Consider the following 19,838-nt stretch of genomic DNA (forward strand, 5'->3'; position numbering starts at 1 on the left):
CGACCTTGCCCAGGGTGCCCGAGTACTGCCGGGCCACCCCGGGTGAGGCCTTGCCGTCCTTGGGGAAACCGGTGTCGTCCACCACCCACACCTGCGGGCGGACCGCCCGCACGGCCCGCCATGCCAGCCGGGCCCGCACGTCGGCGACTGGCCAGGTCGAGGACGTCATGAACTGCTGCAACCGCTGATGGTCGATTCCGAGGCGTTCGGCCATCGGCTGCATCGACTTGCGCCGGCCGTCCAGCAACGACTTGCGCCGGCCGTCCAGCAACAGGCCCCGCAGATACAACTGGCCCTTCTCCAGCCAGTCCCGCCGCACCAGCGGCGCGAACACCTCGGAAGCGAACTCCTCCAACCGGACCCGCACCGCCGCAAGCTCCCCAGCCCTCATACAACCAGCGAACTACCAACCACCCGACATGACAAGACCGGCTAACAAAGCACTACTAGAAGGCGGCTGCGGCTGCAGGCTTGCCCAGGCTCCCCTAAGGCTTGCTCAGGCCCGGCGCGTCCACAGCGGTCGGCCCTGGCCACTCCCACCGCAGTGGGCGCAGCGTCCCGGGCGGGCGATGCCGGACGCGCCGGTGGTTTCGTCAGCGTCGAGCAGGAGCCTGGTCAGCCCCCTCAGGTGGCCATCGTGCAGGGCCAGGTCCTGGCGCTTGCCGACCATGACGTCCAGGGCGATGTCCGGGCCTAGAGTCCGGGAGTCCCAACTGATGCCGCGGGTGGCAGTGCGATCAATTCGTGCATTTCGCTCGCGGTCTGCGCCCCGGTCAGCTGTACCCGCGACGCGAGAGTGACGTCCGTTGCCTGGGCGAAGGACAGGATGCCCGCAGGCCGGGCGAACGGCCCGCTGGTGACGACCGGGTCGCGATGTGTGCCGGCGAGCCGGGCCACCGCGTGCCACATGTAGTCGCGGTGTGCCGGCGAGCCGGGCCACCGCGTGCCACATGTAGTCGCCCGGGCCGTACGGCCAAGCCGCCGCAGCCGCGACGTCGAAGTCCACGCTCTTGTCCTGCTTGTTTCGTCTCATGACTCCGGTGTACGGCCGACGCGGTGGTGTCGGCCGACTCCGGGCTGCCACCTCCCACACGGTGACGCGACGGCTTCAGCCCCAGCCCCACCCCGCCCGACGCCCAGCAACAGCCTCCACAACCAACGCCCACCCCCTCCAGATATATAAGTCTGGGAACTCACCGGTCTGGAAATGGGGCATGACCTTCATGAACGCAGAGCGGAACCGGGATGCTGTTACCTATGTTTGCCCTCTGGGTTCCCCCTTGATTCCCCCGATGTTTCCCCCTTGTGTGCCCGGCGCCGAGCACGGCGGACCCGTTCCCCGAGCCGTCCCGCGAGTGCGAACACCGAACGGGACCGCCGACGAGCCTGGCCTCGACGCGCTGGGCCTTCTGTACATGGCCCGAGCCGACCCTCTTGGAGGTCAACGGCCTGCCAGGCCTCCCCCGTGATAGCGCCGCCCACCAGGCGACCGTCCTGGCAGCGTCGACCCGCAGGACGGCATGGCTGCCGCCGTCATCACCGCGCTCAACCGCTCCACACCACTCGCCTGACCGCCGGCTGCCGGGTCAGGCGACGGCGGCCGCGTAGTGATCGGCGTATGCCTGAAGGCGGGGAGCGAGTTGCCCTTCCGTGCCGGCGGAGTTGAGCTGCATCCACAGCTCGTTCTCCACGACGAAGCGGTACGCGAACTCCTCGAAGGAACCGGCGCACCGTATCAGCGAGTCGGCGGCGGCCTCCCGGAACTCATCCGCCCGCTCCCCGGCCGCCCAGGCCTCGGCGGACTCCAGCTCCAGGTGCGAACACACCACGAACGCCTCCCCCGAGGGTCGCAGGTACAGATACCAGATGACGCAGTCCTGCTGGTCCCGCATGAACCGCACGAGACGGGCGCCCTCCTCGGCCGGGCTGCGCAGCGCCGCGGACAGATCGGTCCAACAGGCTGTCACCGACACCTGGTCGAAGGCGCTGCAGAGTCTCTCGCTGCCGTAGAACGCGGCGAAGTCCGAAGGCAGCGCGAGCCCGACCGCCACCAGCTCCCGTTCGAGGGCCGCCAGGTGCGCCACGTGCTCCGACGGCCCGGTGCTCCCACCGCCCATCCACCCGAACCCGCCGTCGAGCCCCACGGCGTCCAGCGGCGGCAGGCTGTCCAGAGGGTAGACCTCATAGGTGAAGTCGCAGGGTCGGAACCGGCCCAGGTCGGTGGCGCACCAGCCGGTGGGAAAGCGGACGGACGCGGCGTCGGATACGGCAACGGACATGGGAACCCCTCGTGATGAGCTCGGATCAGCGGTACGCATCCATCCTGCCGCCCACCACTGACATTGATACTCGTAGCGGGTTCCGGTGGTCGTGGCTCTGCCACTGACTGACGCCCGTGCTGGGCTGTCTTCCCGTTGTACCGTCCGGCTGCCGGGGCCCGTTCTTCATGGCCCCGGCCAGGTGGAACATGACCTGATAGGAGCTTGGCCAGAAGCCCCCTCAATGTCCTGTCTGCCCCACCCGGCCGGCGCCGCCTCCGGCTAGGAAGGCGCCTCCAGCATGACAGCAGCAGGCATAGCGGGCACGGTTGCCCAGTGGGTGTTCGGCGGTGTGGACTCCCATTCCGACACCCTTCATGTCGCGGTCGTCACCGACAACGGCGGCCATCTCGCCGACGCCGGGTTCCCCACCACCACCGCCGGATACACGGCAACTCTCGCGTTCCTCAGTGCCCATGGGGACGTGATCGCGATCGGCGTGGAAGGCACCGCGTCGTACGGAACCGGGTTCACCCGCTCCGCCCGCGCCGAGGGCCTGAGACCGTGGTCGAGGTCAACCGGCCCGACCGTGCCGAACGTCGCCGCAGCGGCAAGTCGGACCCCATCGACGCCTACGCCGCCGCCCGAGCCGCACTCTCCGGACGCGCCTCCAGCGCACCCAAGGACGAGACCGTCACCGGCATACGCGCCCTCCACAACGCCGCCCGCTCCACGGTCAAGGCCCGCACCGCCGCCATGAACCAGATCGGGCACATCCTCATCAGCGCCCCCGAAGCGATCCGCGCCCGCTACCGGGCCCTGCGCGTGCGGGGCGTAGGTCGGCGATCTCCGGGACCGTGACCGTGGTGGTGAGGCAGCGGAACACTTCCCAGCCCCGGACGATGGCCCGTTTGAGCGACTGGTGGGTGACTGGCTTGCCCACTCACCCACCAGCGCGCGGAGCACCTGTGTCCTGAGGATCCGTCCCGGCGCAGAAGGCAGTCGGTGCTCAGGGGGAGAGTTCCCACTCCTCGGGGCTAGCGCCGCGCCACTCCACGAAGTCAGGCTCGGTAAGCTCCACGTCCTCGGCGTTCTCCAGCCCGCCGGTAGCGAGGAAGACACGGATGTCGGCCGGACCGGGGGGCGACCCCGATGGCGACGCCGTCGTAGCGCACCCAGCGCCATCCCCGCTCGTCGGGCGGGCTGTGATCATCAGGCGGGCGGACCGGTGTCCTCTGCAGCGCCATCGAAGTTGGACCGCCGGTGGGTGTTTGCTCTTGAAGAACCCGAGATCCCCCGCACGTGCCGCGAGGCTGGGGTGCAATCGGCTCATGCTGGTTCATCGTCCCCAACGCTCGAGCTCGCCCGACGGTCGCTTTCGGCGGCTGAGGCCACGCGTTGTGCTGCCGGGCACTGTGCTGCGGGGCACGGCTGTCGTACTCGGGCTGTGGTACGAACCGATATTGCACGCTCTGTTGCCGATGATGGACGGTTCCTGGTCGTCTCTCCCCGCAGGCGACCGCGCTCAGCTCATCGGGCAGTGGCGGCTGTTCCTTATTCAGCGCATCGCGGCCCTCGGGGCCGCTGTCGCACTTCTGTACACCGCCCGGAACGATCGGCTTCCGCGTCGCGGCCAGGTCACCGACCGATTCATCAAGGCCCTCGAGCGCATCGGCCACACCGAGGAGTACGTGCGCAGCGGTGGGGTTCTGGCCATGGAGCAAGTCCTCAAGGACGATGCCGGCCACACCGCCGACGCTGCTCAGGTCCTCACCTCCCTGGTACGGCAACGCACAGCCTCTGTTGCCGTGCGGAAGGGCCCGCCACGTATGCCCAAAGCAGCCAGTTACGTTCGGCGTCCGTTGCCGGATCCGCCGCAGCCTGACGTTCAGCTTGCTTTGACCGTCCTAGGCCGTACCCCCACACCAGGCATGGACCTCAGCGGACGTTGCCTTGCCCGGGCTGACCTTTGCGAGGCCAGACCTGCGCGGCACCGGCCTGCGAGCGGCCGACCTGCGAGGGGCCATGCTCGAGCGAGCCGACCTGAGAGAGGCCGACCTAGTGGAACCTGCTTCCGTTACGCGGACCTCAGCAACGCGAAGCTGGACGGATGCGACGCGCAGGGCGCAGACCTGGTCGCAGCCACGATGCATGGGTGCCGTGGCCGTGCTGGAGCCGGGTGCCACGTCGCCGACCGTAGAACTCGCCCCGGAAGCGTGACGCCTCCGCGAACGCTTCTCTCCGGACAGCATCAGGCAGCAGACTCACCTCACGTAGGAGTCGGCACGCAGTCTGCCGTCCTGGGCCGATCCAGCAATGCTGGCGAGCGGTCAGAGGTTTGTGCTGGCCAATGCGCAGCGGATCTCGTTCTCCGCGGTGCTGGACGTGACGCCCGTGCGGATGAAGTACCCGGCCGAGGCCGAGGCCGTCTTCGGCATCGAGGGCCCGCACGACAACAAGAAGGGCTTCGCCAAGGCACTGCGCGGCGTGGGCGACACGCTTGTTGAGGACCCGTACGGTCCCACCGGGCGGCGTTCGTCACCTCGGCGCGGATCCGCATGGCGCACTCTGCAGTGCGACACCTCCTACAGACCGAGGGGAACTGGGACACCGCGCAGTGGGGAGCACCGCTGAGCCAGCTGGACATGCTCGCGGAGTGGAACCTGTTCAGCAGCTACCTGGCCGACCATCTGTACAGGCTCAACGTGCACCCCACCGAGTAGGAAGCGGCCGACTACCTGCACTCGTGGCGGGTGGCGGGACAATTGCTGGGGATGCAGGAGGACAGCATGCCCGAGACCATGGACGCGGCGCGGACGCGGGCTGCGGCAGTGGACACGCTGTACGCGCGGATAACGCCGAAGTCAGCGACGTACGTGAAGGCGACGATCGAGTACTTCGCGTCCTTGGCCGGCCCGAAGGAGACGACCGTTCCCCTCACGACGGCCTTGGTGCGCTACATGATCGGGGACACCCATGCCGATGCCTTCGGCCTCGCCCGCTCATCGTGGGACGCGGTGGTGCCAACCGCCGTCAAGGGGTTCTTCATCGGACCCCAGGCCGGCGGGCTGCCGACACCGTCCGCGACGATGACACGGATCGCAGCCGAAATGGTCAGCCGCGCGATGAACGACGGCAAGAAGGCCGACCTGACGATGCCGCTGCACCTCTACGGGCACCAGTAGGTACGTATTAATGAGGCGTGCATGACATTAGGAAGCGTGGGTGTTGGAGCGAGTGCGACGGTTGCAGCCTCTTTGTAGGGCTCACCTCAAACTCCATGGAGGGCCGCGTCGAGCCGTCGCTACCATCGGGGGGTGATAACGAATGAAGGTTCCCAGTTGGGGGCGGAAGCCGCCCGCCGCTTGTCTCAACTTGGGCGTGTCGAAGTTTTGCCAGGTCTGTCGGACGCCGAGTTCGCACGGGTCGAAGCGGAATTCGGCTTCGAGTTCAGTGACGATCACCGTGCGTTCTTGGCGGCCGGCTTGCCGACTGGTCGGCCGTCCAGTCCGGGGCGGCGACAGCCCTGGCCTGATTGGCGCAACGGTGACCCTGACGAGCTCCGCGAACGGCTTGTCTGGCCAGCCGACGGCGTGCTCTTTGATGTCGAGCACAACAGCTTCTGGTCGGAAGACTGGGGGGCCAAGCCTGGAGTGCTGGCCGACGTCCTCATGGTGGCCCGTACGTGTCTGGCTGAGGTGCCGACGATGGTGCCTGTCTGTTCGCACCGGTACTTGCCTGCGGGACGTGGCACGTATGGCCACCGCGTCTTGTCGATGTATCAGACCGACATCATCTACTACGGCACCGATTTGGTTGATTATGTCCACCAGGAGTTCGGTGGCCCCGGTTTGGATCGTCAGGACGAGGCATGGGACCCCAAGGCGACCGTCGCATTCTGGCGCGATCTCGTGAGTTGAACTCAGGAACGCTTGGCCGCGTGGTTCACCGGAGTGGCTCCGGAGAGTCTTCAGGCAGCCTGTCCAAGCTGAAGCGGGGTAAGAGGCGGTCGGGAGAGGCTCTTCCACAGACGTCGTTTCACTCGGTGAGGCGGCGGTGGCAGATAAGGGCTGCGGCTATGCCGACGAAGGCAAGGAAGTGTTCTGCCTTGCGTTCGTAGCGGCGGTGCAGCCGACGGCAGCCGGCGAGCCAGGACACGGTCCGCTCGACGACCCTGCGGTGGCGGCCGAGTCGTTGTGAGGACTCGATGCATCTGCGGGCGATGCGGTGGCGGATGCCGCGTTTGCGGCGCCATCGGCGCAGGTGGTCGTAGTCGTAGCCCTTGTCGGCGTGCAGTATCGCGGCCGTCGCCTGCGGGGGCCGCGCCGGGACCGGATAGGCAGGATCCCGCGCACGAGCGGCTCGAGGCATCCCATGAGCGGCACCACGGACCGTCCCGGGAAGCAGATCAAGAGAGGAACGGTCCCCAACTTCCGGGACCTCGGAGGTGGCCCGCACGTGGCGGCCGCATTCGCTCGGGCCGACCGCCGAGGCGGTCACCCTCGGCCGGAGGATCGGGAGCGGCACCCCAAGGCCTCCGTCAGCCGGTCCGCCGCCACCCCCGCACCGATCGGGCCCCGCAGCGCCGCGCGCACGGCCTCGGGGTCGGCGGCCTCCACCACCGCCTCGACCACAATCCCGGGCCGACATCCGCCGACGGGACCAGGCCCGAACCCGCTGCCCACCGTCAGGCCGCCAAGGGCACCCGCAGCCGGCCCGCGGCCTGGTTCTCGTCGTGAATCTCCGGCACCGAACGCGCCATGAATCGCACTCCGATCGCACATCGGCGGCTCGACCATCGGGCCGCGCCGGAAACATGTCGAAAGTTCCCGCCTGCTGGCAATAGCCCTGATTCTGGGGCGAGTTAGGAGCGCACCGCACAAGCCGCCTACGCGTACCCGAGGGCGGATCACTGGCGCTCCGTCGGTCGGGCGCCCAGCCACCCCGAACCCTGACAGACTTGCCTACCGAACGTTTTGCACTAGCGCAAATCACATTTACTTCTAGTGCGTTGCTCGGCTACATTCCACGTCATGCCTGCTTCAGTTCCCCTCCCCGTCACCCTCACCGGCCGCCACGTGCGCCTGCAGCCGTTGGCAATGGAGCATCTCGGCCAGCTGTTTGCGGCGGGAGGCCGCGATGAGGAGGTGTGGAGGTGGCAGGGTGGGCCGGCACCGCAAACCCAGGAGGAGCTGGGCGGGAAGCTCGCCGTGCTGCTGGAGTCCGCCCGGCGTGGTGAGTGCGTACCCTTCACGGTCATCGACCGTGCGAGCGGCAAGGCCGTCGGCTGGACCACGTACATGGACATTGACGCGGCCAACGAACGGCTGGAGATCGGCTGGACGTGGTACGGGCGCGCGTACTGGCGCACCGCGGTCAATACCGAGTCGAAGCTGCTTCTCCTCACCCATGCTTTTGAAGACCTGGGCATGGGACGCGTGCAGCTGAAGACCGATCACCTCAACCACCGCTCGCAGGCGGCCATCACGAGGCTCGGTGCGTATCGCGAAGGGGTCTTGCGCCGACATCTCCGTCGGCCGGACGGCACCTGGCGCGACACGGTGTATTTCTCGATCCTCGCCCGGGACTGGCCTACGGCCAAGGAACGCTTGACCGCGCGCCTGGAAGGACTCGGCGATGAAGGATAGCGTCATGACGCCGGACGCTACGGCGATGCTGGCGCGTCGGCGCCCCGGTTGGTGCTCTGGGATATCGACCATGCGTTGGTCGAGTGCGGTGGCACCGCGCGGCAGGCTTACGCCGCCGCCTTCCAAAGGCGACAGGGCGTCTCCTGGCCGTTCCTTGGACGTTCGACGGCCGTACTGAACTGGCTGCCGCCGGACAGGCGTTGCGGGCCCACCGCTTGGAGCCCTGTGGCGCGCTGCTTGACACGTTCCTGGAGCTGATCGTCACGGGACTCAGTGTCCGAGCCGACGACCTGGCCGTGTATGGGCGGGCTCTGCCCGGCGCGCTCGAGGCGCTGATCGCTGTTGGGGCCATGGCCGGGGTGCACCAGTCGGCGCTGACCGGAAACCTGTATCCGCTTGCCGTCTTGAGAGGGCGTTCTGCGCTGATTCGCCATGTTTCAGGTTGAGTCGGTGTCCGGCGCGGGCAGTGTGGGCCGGGGCAGGGTGAACAGGCCGGGTTCCGCCTCGGTGAGGATGCCGCGGTTGACCGGGCGTTTCAGCTTGGCGCAGGTGCCTTCGGTGTGCCGTGGCTCCAGCCCGGTGCCGAGTGCCTGGCAGACGTCCCTGGCGCGTAGTCCCGCCTCGTCCTGTTCGAAGAGGTTGAGGATGTCGCGGTAACCGGGTGGCAGCTGCTCGGGAGGCTCGGTCCCGTCCTCGGAGGCCAGTTCCAGCACGGTCTCGCGAGTGATGTTCAGGCGTTCCAGGGTGCGCTCTGCGGCGGCGAGTTGCTCGGTGAGCCGGCGGATCTGTTCACGCAGTTGCTCGGCCGTCCCGGTCACGATCCGCTGTCGGGTCTCGATCTTGTCCAGGAGTTCCCGCCTCGGTTCTCCCGCTGTCCGGGGGTGTTGGGTGCCAGGCGGGCGGGTCGCGCCAGGTCGGGGTGGAGGTGCGGGTGAGGCGGCGGAGCATGACGTCGGTCACGCCCCACTATGGGGAACTCCGAGCAGTGGGAGACGAAGAGTCTCCGCGCCCGGCGTCTCATCCTTCAGCCGAAGGTCGGACCACTGGGTCTCGCACTCACCCTCGGCCGGTGTGGACGAGGCGGGCCGCGCCGTAGCGAGATTCTCCCGCTGGACGGCCAACACCTCGCGGCTGCTTAGCCGCCCGGCGTCCTTGAGGCGGTCGTAGTGGTGCCGTCGGCGACCGGCCTCCCATGCCTCCCGTGACCCCTCGGTCTTCAGCATCGACGTCTGGAACCGCAAGATCCTCGCCCGCCGCATCTTCGATGCTGTGGACGCCGATCACGCGCCGGATGAGCGAGCTCTTCCCCGGGCACGCCGGCACCGCCGCCCTCTCGCTCGTCGAGCACGAGTACCTCGACGCCCCACCCGCCCCCTCCTGCCACCCAACGGCATCGACGACTGGCGGACACCACCCCCGTGACCGCCGTCGGACATCGGGCAGCCGCGCCGCTGCTGCCCCCTCAGCCATGCCCACACCCTCCGGATGAAGCTCTGCAGCCGCCCCCGCCCCGACGTCCCGCAGTCCGCCCCGTAACGGAGGCCGCAGCCCCTTCGCGCAAGACCCTGATCGGGTGCCGTTGCTCCTTCTCCACTCGAACGTGTGAGTTCAAACGTCCCCACCCCCAGAGGAACTGCCCTACACGCCTTCACCGCATCTCAGTTCGAAGAATTCCCCCTCCCGGGTCCGTTACGACACCCGGGCGCGGGGGGTTGTTCGATCATCGCTCGGTTCCACGTCAATTCAGGGAGGACCAGTGCCGACAGCGCACCACCCCCGTATGGCTGCTGCCCGAATCGAACAGGTGGGGCCGGGCTACCGGCCGCTGACGAAGGTGGTGCTGCTCGTGCTGCGCTCGGACGGGAAGGTGGCGCTGGTCCGCCGGGCCCGATGCCCCGAGCGGGGCCAGTTGGCCTTGGTGGGCGGACGGTTGGAGCCGGCGGAGTGGCTGGACGAGGCGGCCTGCCGGGGGGCCTCCCAGGCGCTGGGTATCGGGGTGGGCCTGCAGGACATCGAGCTCAGCGGGCTCCTGCACTACCGCAGCGAGCGGGGCGCGGGCCGCCTGTGCGTCGTCTTCGCCACGCAGCGCTGGTCCGGGGAGCCCAGCAACTCCGCGCCGTGCGAGTACAGCGAGGTGGTGTGGGCGGATCCGGGGGGTCCTCCGGCCGACTGTCGGCCGCTCACCCATGCCGTCCTCAACCAGTACGTCGCCGGCACCCTGTACGCCGCCGTCGCCATGCCCGACGCTCGGACAACCTCGGCCGAAACGGTGGCGATCCGGGCAACGGGGTACGGACGCGAGATCCGGATGGGTCCCTCCGGCTCGGGCATGGCGGCAATTCACAGCGAGAAGAACACCGGAGTACGACCGGATATGAGGGGGACGAAGTGAGCCAGATGGCCAGCGGTGATTGCGGGGAGTCTGCGGTGTCGGAGTCGGAGCGGCTGCTGTTCGGCGGCGAGCTCGCGTACGACGTCGGCTGGGACGCGCACGAAGGGGCCTGGCTGAAGCTCGGCCTGTGGACCATGGCCAGGGGTTTACCCCGCATGGTCACGACTGGGTTGAAGCTCGCCCATCTCGCTGACGCCCGCGCCCTGCGCGTGGTCCTCGGCGCCGAGATCGGACGGGGCATCACGCAGGCGATCGGGCTGGTCGCAGTCAACGGCGTCCTGGGGCACATCCTGGCCGGTGGCACGACGAACGAGCGGCTGGCGAGGGCGGTTCCGGCTCTCGTGGTGGTCGCGGTCACCGCGCTGCTGGGTTCGCTCCTGCGGTCGGCGTCCACGGCGGCGACCGGCGAGCTCGAGCCGAAGGTCCAGCGGGTCGCGACCGAGCGGTACTTGGGGCTGGTGCACCGGGTGGAGCTCGCGGCGATCGAGGACGATGAATTCCACCGGCTGCTGGACGCCGCCCGCTATGGGGCCGATTCCGCCCGCCGGATGATCCGGTACTGCACCAACACGCTGAACTCGGGGATCTCCCTGATCGCGGCCGCGGGCGTGCTCACGGTGCTCCACGTTGCGCTCTTGCCTCTTCTGGTCCTGATGACCCTGCCGAGTGCCTGGAGTTCGCTGACGATCTCCAAGCAGCGCTACGTCTCCTTCCACACCTTCGTGCAGCACGCGCGGGCCGGTCACCTGCTGGGGCAGCTACTGACCCAGCGGGAGGCCGCGGCCGAGGTCCGGGTCCACGAGGTCGGGCCGTTCCTCCTCGGGCACTTCCGGCAGATGGCCGAGACCAGCGAGCGCGAGCAGACCCGCCTGGCCCGCAACGCAGCCAAGATCGGGCTGATCGCGGACGGAGCGTCCGGGGCCGCGACCCTCCTGACGTACGGGGCGCTGGGACTGCTGCTGTGGAGCGGTCGGATGGACCTCGCGGTCGCGGGCACGGCGGTGCTAGCCATCCGCGCCGGCGCCTCCAGCCTCGACGGCCTGGTCCTGCAGATGGCAGATCTGCACCAGGAGTCGCTCTTCGTCGCCGACTACGAGCGGCTGTGCGCGGAGGCTGAGGCCCGCGCGATCCCGGAGACAGGGGAAGCTCTGCCCGAGCAGGTGCGGGAAGTCCGCTTTGAGAAGGTCACGTTCACCTACCCGGGCTCCGGCGGCGAGACGCCCGAGCCGACTCTGCGCGAGGTGTCGCTGTCCTTTCCGATGGGCAAGGTCATCGCCTTGGTCGGGGCGAATGGTTCGGGCAAGTCCACCCTCATCAAGCTGCTGGCCGGCCTGCACCTACCCGACGAAGGCGGTGGCACGATCTGGTGGGACGACGTGGATGCCGCTAAGGCCGACCGCGGCCAGATCTTCGCGCGCATCGCCCTCATGTCGCAGTCCTTCTTCCGGTGGCCCTTCACGGTGAGGGTCAATATCGGCATCGGCCGGCCCACCACGCCCATCGAGGACGAGGCGGTGCAGGACGCGGCGGCATTTTCCGGCGCCGCCAAGTTCATCGCCGCCCTGCCGCGGGGCTTCGGCACCCTCCTGGGTCGGGGTTACAAGGGCGGGCGCGAGGCGTCCGGCGGCGAATGGCAGCTGATGGGTATCAGCCGCGCCTGGTACAAGCGTGCGGGGATCTTGGTGGTCGACGAGCCGACGAGTGCGCTGGACGCGGTCGCCGAGCAGCGGGTTTTTGATCAGATTCGCGCGCTCGCCGCGACCGGCCAGACGATTATTTTCATCACGCACCGCCTGCATTCGGTGCGGCACGCCGACGTCATCCACGTCATGAAGGACGGCCGGCTCGCCGAGTCCGGGACCTTCTCCCAGCTCATGGACGAGGAAACCGGCACAGGGGAGTTCCGGGACGCCTACCTGATCCAGGCAGCCGCGTTCGCGGACACCGTCCCTGCCCAGCGTGACCCCGCCGCGGACACCAATGCGGAGGAGCGCTCGTGAACGCCGCGTTGGGCCTGCGGGTCCAGGTGCAGACCGATAGCCTGGTGTGTTCTCCGCTCCGGGGTGTCCGGGCGTCGCGGCCGCAGGCGCCCGGGATGCCGGGAGGACCCACCATGCCCTCTGCCACGGTGCCGCTGATTTTCGTCGACGGCCACCACCTCCTCTACCGCGCGCACTTCGGGTTCCCCAAGGGCTTCCATTCCCTGGACGGCACCGATGTGACCGGTGCGTTCGGGTTCGTGGCGCTCCTGCGTAAGGCGCACCGCGAGCACTGCACCGGCCATGAGGTCCTGGTCGTCTTCGACGCCGAGGGCGGCGCCGCCGACCGGGCGCAGACCGATGGCGGCTACAAGGCGAACCGGGCGGCGGCCGACCCCAGCCCGATCCAGGCTCTGGCTCCGCTGAAGGAGATGCTCGACCAGGGCGGGGTGCGGTGGCTGGAGCGGCCCGGCGCCGAGGGTGACGATGTGCTGACCACGATCGCCACGCGTACGGCCGCTGACGGTCGTGCCGTGGTGGTGCTTTCAGGGGACCGCGACTTCTACAGCCTGCTGTCCGCCGACGGGGTCCGAATCCTCAACTTGCAGGCCCCTCCCGGCCGCCAGTTCGTCACCGCCCGCAGCCTTCCCGACCGGTACGGGATGACGCCGGCGCAGTGGGCCGACTTCCGCTCCCTGACCGGGGACCCCTCGGACAACCTCGCCGGTGTGGGGGGCGTCGGGCCCGTGACCGCCGCCCGGCTCCTGGCCGGCGGCCGTCGGCTCGAACACCTCCCCGCCACCGCGCCGGGCCGACTCGCGGAGCCCCTGGGCCTCATTCGGGAGCCCTGGGGCGACGTTCTGCGCGAGCGGTCCCTCCTGCGTCTGAACTGCGGCCTACCCATCCCGCAGGGCATCGTCGCCGGGGCGGTCACGCCCGAACTGACCCCTGCCGCAGTCCTGATGAAGGCGGCCGGCCTGTGGTGAACCTGCCCGCCACTTCGGCCGCCGCCTCCACGTCGGACGCCGAGGCGTCGCTGCGTGGCCACCGGTCCTTCACCGCATACCTGAGCGGTGAGAGCGCGAGCTTGATCGGGACGGCCGTGCACGCGGTGGCGCTGCCCTCGCTCGCGGTCCTCCACCTCAAGGCCACTCCGGGGCAGATCGCGCTCCTGTTCTTCCTGCTCCAGGTTCCGGCGTTCGTGCTGGCGCTGCCAGCCGGAGCACTCATCGACCGGCACGACAAGAAGACGGTGCTGGTCGCAACAGACCTTGTGGCGGCCGCCGTGGTAGCAGTGATCCCGGCCACCGCAGTCCTCGGGACCCTGTCCATGCCGGTGCTGTACGGCGTGGCGCTGGTGCTGGGGGCCGTGACGGTCCTGCACCAGGCGGCCGCCATCTCCATCGTCCCGCAGCTCGTCGAACCGGGTCTGCTCCAACAGGCCAACTCGCGGATCGGGGCGGCGTTCGGCGCCGCCGACACGGCCGGCACCTACCTGGGGACCGCCGTGGTGGCCGTGGTGGGCGCCGGCCGGGCCATGGCCCTGGACACCGTCTCCTACCTGGTCTCGGCCTGGTGCGCGAGCAGGATCCGCACGGCGTCCGCTCCGGTATCCCCCAAGGTCCGACGGAAGATGGTCGCGGAGGTCTGGGAGGGCCTGGTGTACGTGGCCCGAACACCGCTCGTCAGGCCGCTCGTGCTCTGCCTGGCGGGGACGGGCTTCGGGTCGGCACTGACTTCTACCTTCTGGGCCTTTCACCTATTGACCACGGTGCGAACCGGTACGACGGGGCTCGGCGTGATCTTGGGGGTATCCGGCGCCGGATGCCTGGCCGGGGCGCTGGCCGCGCCGCGGATGGTCGGCCTCTTCGGGCCTGGACCGGTCTTGGTCACCGGTTTCGCGATGTACCCGCTGATGAGCCTGCCGCTGCTCTTCGCCGGGCCCGGCCCGCTCTGGCTGCTGGTCCTCGCGGTGGCGGGCGCTCTCCAGTTCGCGGCGGCTGCTTGCGCCGGGACCACCCAGCGGTCCCTAAGACAGCAGATTTGTCCGCCCGAACTGCAGGCCCGCGCCCAGCAGACCTCGACCTGGCTCGTCTCCGGCAGCCGCCCCTTCGCCGCCCTGAGCGCCGGCGCCCTGGCGGCCGCCACGAACGTGTGGACGGTCCTGCTGGTCGGGGCTCTCGTCCTCGTCGTGCCCGCATTTGTCCTGTGGCGCTCCCCGGTCTACCGCCTCACCTCCATGCCCGTCCCCGCGTCCACGGCGCCCACCGGCGTCACCAACCACCGATCCTGAGGAGTCCACATGGCGAGCCTGTCCACCGAGCCGCGCGGCACCGCAGCACTTCTGGTCAACACCGCCGGTCAGTACCTGCTGCATCTGCGGGACGCCAACAAGCCGTACATCTGTGACCCGGGTACGTGGTCGATCCCGGGTGGTGACCGCGAGGGCGAGGAGAGCTGCCGCCAGGCCATCGAGCGCGAACTGTTGGAAGAAACGGGCCTGAGGGTACCGCTTTTGCCCCTCACCATCGTCGACGCCCACGGTCCCACCGGCGACAAGGGCCAGATCCAGGTGTACGTCGGCGCCTGGGACGGCGACGACAGCACGCTGCCGTGCCCTGAGGGGATCATGTTCCGCTGGTTCGACGCCAAGACAACGGCCTGGCTGACCATGTGCCCGTGGACAGCCGAGGTCATCGCCCTGCACCAGACGACCGCCCCCGTCCCGGCGCCCCGGTCGCCGAGCCCGCCCGCGCGGGTCGGGGGCAGTCGGGCCCGGCTGAACGTGATCGGCGTCCACCTCTACCTGGAACGTGAAGATGGCCGGATCCTGCTCGGCCGGCGTCACCCCGATGTCGCCTTTGCCGGGAACCAGTTCCACGCCCTCGCCGGCCATCTGGAGACCGAGAACGCGGTGGCCGGGTTGATCCGGGAGGCCGAGGAGGAGGCAGGTCTTGTGATCGCCCCGGAGGACCTTGAGCTGGTGCACACGGTGCACATGCTCGACGAGGGCGGTGACGGGCAGCCCCGGCTAGGCCTCTTCTTCCGTGCCCGCACGTGGAGCGGAACCCCCGAGGTGCGGGAGCCGGACAAGTGCCTCGAATGGGTTTGGGTCGATCCGACTGCGCTTCCCGAGCCGATCGTCGCCTACACCCGGAACGCGATCGAGGCGATCGGCCGCGGCGTCGCCTACTCCGAGCTCGGCTGGACCTGACTCCGTAGACCTGCCGCCCCGCCACGTACCGTCCCCCGATGCCAAGGAGCTGCCCATGCCCGACCACTCCCTCTCCAGCGGCCGCACGGCAGCCGTGCCCCGCCAGAGCGCGGGCCCGGATCCGGCAGCGGCGCGGGCCGCGATGGTGGACCGCCTGGAAGAGGAAGGCGCCCTGCACCGGGGAGCCGTGCGAGAGGCCCTGCTGGCCATCCCCCGGGAAGTCCTCATGCCGCAGCGCTACGTACGGCGTACCGAGGACGACATGACCCCGCCCCAGTGGACGCTGCTGGACTGGGCGCAGCCCGCGGACCGGCAGGAGCTCCTCGACATCCTCTACTGCGGGGAGAGCGTGCTGATCCAGCACGACGGCGAACCGATGCTGGGCCGCGAGCCGGGGAGCCGGCGCAAGGGCGGCGAGATCACGTCGCTGTCGAGCGGCATGACGATGACCGCCGGTGTGATGGAGGAGCTCGATCTTCGGTCTGGCCTGCGGATGCTGGACGTCGGCACCGGCGCCGCAGTCACATGCGCGATCGGCGCCAGGATCTGCGGAGGGCACAACGTCGTCTCACTCGACAGCAGCATCCACGTCACCGAGGCGGCCCGCGTGCACCTGGCCCGGCTCGGGCTGTTTCCGACGCTGGTCACGGGCCAAGGCGAGGACGGCTGGCCGGACCTGGCACCGTTCGACCGGATCCTCGCCTCGTATGCGGTCCCGAGCGTGCCCCTGCCGTGGCTCGAGCAACTCGCACCCGGCGGTCTGGTTCTGGCCCACATCACGTCCGGGTCCCCGTCCTGGCCCGCTCTCGCGGTCATCACCAAGACTGCTACCGGCGCGACGACCGGAGAACTGCGGCCGGCGCGCTACGGTCACCGGGCCGGCCACGGCCTGCCCCGCCTCTACCTCTCCAAGCCGTTCCGGGACCAGATCGACGCTGCCGAGAACGCCCCCGCACCCACAGCAGGCCAGCACCTCCGCCGAGCACCGCGTCGGGCTTCTGGATCATGTACGACGCCCTGCATCCCGGGGCGGTCCGTCGCGGCGCCGCCGATGACCAGCTCGTCATCGGAGCACCGGCCTGCAGATCCTGGATGTCCGCCGAGCCCGCCACAGGCGGGGCATGGACGGTGACGAACTGCGGACCACGGGACATCTGGTCCGAGATCCAGAACACCGCCACCCGCTGGCGAGCCGCCGGATGCCCCGACTTCTACCGGATCCACTTCAACCCCGATGGTGCGCAGACGATCGGCGCCGGCCCGGAAGCGGCGCAGCTGTCCTGGCCGCTTGCTGCCTCTCCCGCGCCGACAACGCTCCCAAAGGCGAAGTCCCGCGAGAGCGCCATCCACTCTCCCCAGGAGACCCTCACATGACGACCCCCTCTTCCACGCCCCGCCCTGGCCGCTGCGTGTGCCGGGCCATCGAGTTCACGGTGACCGGCGAAGCCGATTTTCCCCATACCTGTTTCCCTGATGATTGAGTGAGTTCAAGGGACTCACAGGGGTGGCGGATGGACGAGTGGTGGCTGGTGTTCGTGCCGGATCCGGAGCGGTGGGGACCGCTGCCGGAGGAGGGGGTGCTGGGGGTCCGCGACCTGCCCGGCGCCTTGGAGGCGGTGGGACTTCGGGCGGGCGACCCGGTATTTGTACGGCCTGATTACGTCGTGGACGCAGAGTTGCTGCAGTTCGCTCTCTCGCCCGATTTCCGCGACCTGGAGAGAGAATCACGTCGGAATTACGCGACGGATATCCGTCTGCTGCTGTCGTGGCTTTGGCGGCGGGGCGTTCACTGGCGGGCGGCGACCGAGGCGGACTTGCGGGCGTACAAGGAATTCCGCGTCGATTCGCCGTTGAATCCGCAGCGAGTCGGCGGTGCGAAGTGGAACCGTGAGGCTGCTGCTCTGACCCAGCTCTACAAATGGGCGAAGGTGAGTCCTCTCCCGTTGGACGTGGGGCGTCGCGCGGACCGTGAGGCAAGTGCGCGTAGCTCTCGGGTGTCGTGGCTGACGCCGCGGACCTGGGGTCTGTGGCAGCACCTGGGGCTGCGAGGACTTGGCCGCGATGGGGCACCGTTGCCCGGTTGGGACGGGCGAACCGAACTGCGGAACACCTCGTTCGTTGGGCTGGGGCTTAGCTCGGGCCTGCGGCGGCAGGAAGCCGGGGCGATGCTGACGTTCGAGGTGCCGACCCGGCGCCTTCGGTCTGGACGTTACTGCCATGGCCAGGTGGCCAGAGCGCTGTCGCGGTCGAAGCGTGACCGCACGTACTACACCTCGGTCGAGTCGGTGCGCCAGCCCGGTGCCTACAGCGAGTCCGAGCGGACGTGGGCTATCCAGCGTGCCCAGCAGGAGGGCCGTTACGAGAAGCTGTCGCTGATGAGGCTGGTCACGAACGTGACGCACGGCCGGGCTCCGGTCGTGCACTGGGTGGACCAGGACGGAGTGGCAGGCCGGCGGGAGTTGAGCCTGATGGATTGGCGCGAGCGGCAGTGGCTGTTCGTCGAGGGGTCGCACGGTCCGGAGCCGGCGTGGCTGTGGTTGACCGAGCAGGGCATGCCGATGCTTCCGGATCGATGGAACACGGTGTTCTGGCAGGCCAACCAGCGGTGCGAGGAGGCTCTGCTGACGCCGGAGGAGCGGGAGATCCCGCGCCCGCTGAGGTCGGCTGCGGTACGGGGGAAGGTCCCGTACGCGACCCCGCATGCCGCGCGCCACTCCATGGCGCTCTACATGCTGATCGTGCTGAACGAGGTCATGGACAAGAAGTACGGGCTGACCGCCGCGGACCGGCGCGACTTCGCTCAGCTCTACGGGGATCCGTGGTGGCTGGTGAAGACCTTGTTGGGGCACCGGGACGTCGAGACGACGAAGGAGCACTACCTCAGCCCGGTCATGCATCTGCAGCTGGAGTCGATCCTCGCCTTCGACACTGAGGACGAGCACGGCGAGACGGATGAGACGAAGGATCTGAACGGCCTGTTCGCCCAGTTGGCCCGGGAAACCTCCGGGATCCAGGACATCGAGCTGCTGGTCGACGCCCTGCCCGTCGCGGCGGCATCGTGAGCGGGCGGGGACGCAAAGCCGTCCTGCCGCCGCCGGACTTCCAAGCAACAGAGCGGATAGCCGCCGACGGACTGCAGGTCACGGTGCTGAACAAGGAAGGCTTCGAGCGCGTCTTCGACTTCGCCGCGATCGGCGTGCCCCAGCCGATGCGCTGCTCCCTTGCGCGAGCGTTCGCCGAGCAGTCCATGGGGTGGAACAGCCACGCGAGCGGTGAGTCATATTGGCGATCCATCGAGGTCTTCGCCCGGTTCCTCAAGGACCAGGGCCAGCCGGCCGAGGACCTGGGCGACCTCACCTCCGCCACGCTCCGGCTCTGGCGCAACAACCACAAGGACACCCCCGGCGGGCGCGAGTCTCTGGCCAAGATGCGTACGTTGCTGAAACGCGAGCCGCGGCTGGCGCAGGGCCTGGCTGCGGAGGAACTGGCCCGTCCCGTTCCGAAGAAGGGCAAGCCGTCCATGCAGTCCTACCGGCCGTCGGAGCGCGACCAGGTGCTGCTGGTCGCCGAACGGCAGTTCCGTACCGCGCTGCTGCGGATCCGGGAGAACACCACGCTGCTGGCCCGCTACTGGGCGGGTGCACTGGACCCGGCCAGCCGTGACTGGAGGATCGGGGCGGCCCTCGAGCACATCGCCGCCACGGGCGAGTTGCCCGGATATCCGGACAAGGACGGGAAGGTCTACACCCGAGCCGAAAGGCTGCTACACGGAAAGAAGCGCGGGAAGACGACCGGTCGACTGTTCCTGAGCCGGGCGGAACTTACGGCCCTGGCCGTGATGATGACGGACCGCTACGGCTGGAATCTGTCCGTCTACGACCGTCTGCACGTGCCCGTCATCACCCCGTCCGCAGGAGAGACCGCCACGGTCACCTACGAGGTCCTGGTGGAGAAGCGCCGCTCGGGAGAGGGGCGCTGGTTCGACACGGAGAACTACACCGACTCCGGCGCGGACTCGCCCGGCCGGCTCATCACCCAGGCCCTTGAAGCCACGCAGCACGGGCGAGCCCTGGCCGCCTCCCTGTCACCCGGCCACGACCTGCTGATGGTCGCCCGCAACCGGCGCCGTACGGACGTGGACTCCAATCTGGACCGGCCCCGGAACGTCGGCGCGCTGTGCTTCGGGGTGTCCAAGGCCGATGCACGAGTATGGGCGAGAACTCACGAGATCGGTTCGCCCTTCCAACGCGCCCGCAGGACCACCGTCACCACCACGGGCAAGCCGCTGCAGCACAAACGTGGCACCCACGAGAGCGTCTACGTCCTGCCCGACGAGAACGTCTAGCA

The 19,838-nt window shown here is 69.0% G+C and carries 15 protein-coding genes and 4 pseudogenes; 15 read left to right on the forward strand and 4 right to left on the reverse strand.

What is annotated here, in order from left to right:
• A partial coding sequence (locus IF09_RS0125080) for a transposase (RefSeq protein ID WP_030299363.1) occupies positions 1–391 on the reverse strand: 391 nt, incomplete at its 3' end.
• Between the two features lie 1,195 nt (positions 392–1,586).
• Positions 1,587–2,279 carry a hypothetical protein gene (locus IF09_RS0125090; protein ID WP_030299365.1) on the reverse strand — a complete coding sequence of 231 codons (693 nt, stop codon included), beginning with the start codon at positions 2,277–2,279 and terminating at the stop codon, positions 1,587–1,589.
• A gap of 543 nt (positions 2,280–2,822) precedes the next feature.
• On the opposite strand from IF09_RS0125090, the gene IF09_RS45770 reads away from it, so the two are divergent.
• The 6 genes and pseudogenes from IF09_RS45770 to IF09_RS0125120 all read left to right on the forward strand — a co-directional run bounded on the left by IF09_RS45770 (position 2,823) and on the right by IF09_RS0125120 (position 6,178).
• Positions 2,823–3,119 carry an IS110 family transposase gene (locus tag IF09_RS45770; protein WP_051832850.1) on the forward strand — a complete coding sequence of 99 codons (297 nt, stop codon included), beginning with the start codon at positions 2,823–2,825 and terminating at the stop codon, positions 3,117–3,119.
• A gap of 1,092 nt (positions 3,120–4,211) precedes the next feature.
• A pseudogene (locus IF09_RS48515) lies at positions 4,212–4,307 on the forward strand (pentapeptide repeat-containing protein); the annotation flags it as partial.
• Between the two features lie 32 nt (positions 4,308–4,339).
• Positions 4,340–4,405, forward strand: a pseudogene (locus IF09_RS48520) (pentapeptide repeat-containing protein); the annotation flags it as partial.
• Between the two features lie 169 nt (positions 4,406–4,574).
• Positions 4,575–4,892, forward strand: a complete 318-nt coding sequence (locus IF09_RS45785; RefSeq protein WP_158710039.1) for a hypothetical protein — start codon at positions 4,575–4,577, stop codon at positions 4,890–4,892.
• 101 nt (positions 4,893–4,993) lie between these two features.
• Positions 4,994–5,443, forward strand: a pseudogene (locus tag IF09_RS0125115) (oxygenase MpaB family protein); the annotation flags it as partial.
• A gap of 132 nt (positions 5,444–5,575) precedes the next feature.
• Positions 5,576–6,178 (forward strand): SMI1/KNR4 family protein, encoded by a 603-nt coding sequence (locus IF09_RS0125120; RefSeq protein ID WP_030299379.1) that lies wholly within the window; start codon positions 5,576–5,578, stop codon positions 6,176–6,178.
• Positions 6,179–6,296: 118 nt separating this feature from the next.
• Here IF09_RS0125120 and IF09_RS43305 read toward each other — a convergent pair.
• Positions 6,297–6,586: pseudogene (locus IF09_RS43305) on the reverse strand (transposase); the annotation flags it as partial.
• A gap of 705 nt (positions 6,587–7,291) precedes the next feature.
• Between IF09_RS43305 and IF09_RS0125130 the strand changes: the two are divergent.
• Complete coding sequence (locus tag IF09_RS0125130; protein WP_030299381.1) at positions 7,292–7,906, forward strand: GNAT family N-acetyltransferase; 615 nt, start codon at positions 7,292–7,294, stop codon at positions 7,904–7,906.
• Between the two features lie 437 nt (positions 7,907–8,343).
• Here the strand turns inward: IF09_RS0125130 and IF09_RS0125140 are convergent, their stop codons facing one another.
• Positions 8,344–8,724 carry a hypothetical protein gene (locus IF09_RS0125140; RefSeq protein ID WP_234321135.1) on the reverse strand — a complete coding sequence of 127 codons (381 nt, stop codon included), beginning with the start codon at positions 8,722–8,724 and terminating at the stop codon, positions 8,344–8,346.
• 962 nt (positions 8,725–9,686) lie between these two features.
• Here IF09_RS0125140 and IF09_RS41940 point away from each other — a divergent pair.
• The 8 genes from IF09_RS41940 (at position 9,687) to IF09_RS40570 (ending at position 19,836) form a co-directional block, all read left to right on the forward strand.
• Positions 9,687–10,298: an NUDIX domain-containing protein gene (locus IF09_RS41940; RefSeq protein WP_051832852.1), complete on the forward strand. Its 612-nt coding sequence runs from the start codon at positions 9,687–9,689 to the stop codon at positions 10,296–10,298.
• Between the two features lie 5 nt (positions 10,299–10,303).
• On the forward strand, positions 10,304–12,298 hold the full coding sequence (locus IF09_RS0125155) for an ABC transporter ATP-binding protein (protein WP_051832883.1): 1,995 nt from the start codon (positions 10,304–10,306) through the stop codon (positions 12,296–12,298).
• A 113-nt stretch (positions 12,299–12,411) separates the two neighbouring features.
• Positions 12,412–13,263, forward strand: coding sequence for a 5'-3' exonuclease (locus IF09_RS0125160; protein WP_030299390.1), 852 nt, complete (start codon positions 12,412–12,414; stop codon positions 13,261–13,263).
• Complete coding sequence (locus IF09_RS0125165) at positions 13,257–14,570, forward strand: MFS transporter (RefSeq protein WP_234321137.1); 1,314 nt, start codon at positions 13,257–13,259, stop codon at positions 14,568–14,570. Before IF09_RS0125160 ends, IF09_RS0125165 begins: the two co-directional genes overlap by 7 nt.
• A 9-nt stretch (positions 14,571–14,579) precedes the next feature.
• The gene (locus tag IF09_RS0125170) at positions 14,580–15,491 is read left to right on the forward strand and encodes an NUDIX hydrolase (RefSeq protein ID WP_030299392.1); all 912 of its coding nucleotides are present in this window, start codon (positions 14,580–14,582) and stop codon (positions 15,489–15,491) included.
• Between the two features lie 55 nt (positions 15,492–15,546).
• Complete coding sequence (locus IF09_RS40565; RefSeq protein WP_063607424.1) at positions 15,547–16,623, forward strand: protein-L-isoaspartate O-methyltransferase family protein; 1,077 nt, start codon at positions 15,547–15,549, stop codon at positions 16,621–16,623.
• A gap of 379 nt (positions 16,624–17,002) precedes the next feature.
• A complete protein-coding gene (locus tag IF09_RS0125180) occupies positions 17,003–18,553 on the forward strand; it encodes a site-specific integrase (RefSeq protein ID WP_030299394.1) in 1,551 nt (516 codons plus the stop codon).
• Positions 18,550–19,836, forward strand: coding sequence for a hypothetical protein (locus IF09_RS40570; RefSeq protein WP_234321138.1), 1,287 nt, complete (start codon positions 18,550–18,552; stop codon positions 19,834–19,836). The genes IF09_RS0125180 and IF09_RS40570 overlap by 4 nt, the downstream gene beginning before the upstream one ends.
• Positions 19,837–19,838: the final 2 nt, after the last annotated feature.

The organism is Streptomyces katrae (assembly GCF_000717655.1).
In the GTDB taxonomy this organism is placed as follows: Bacteria; Actinomycetota; Actinomycetes; order Streptomycetales; family Streptomycetaceae; genus Streptomyces; species Streptomyces katrae_B.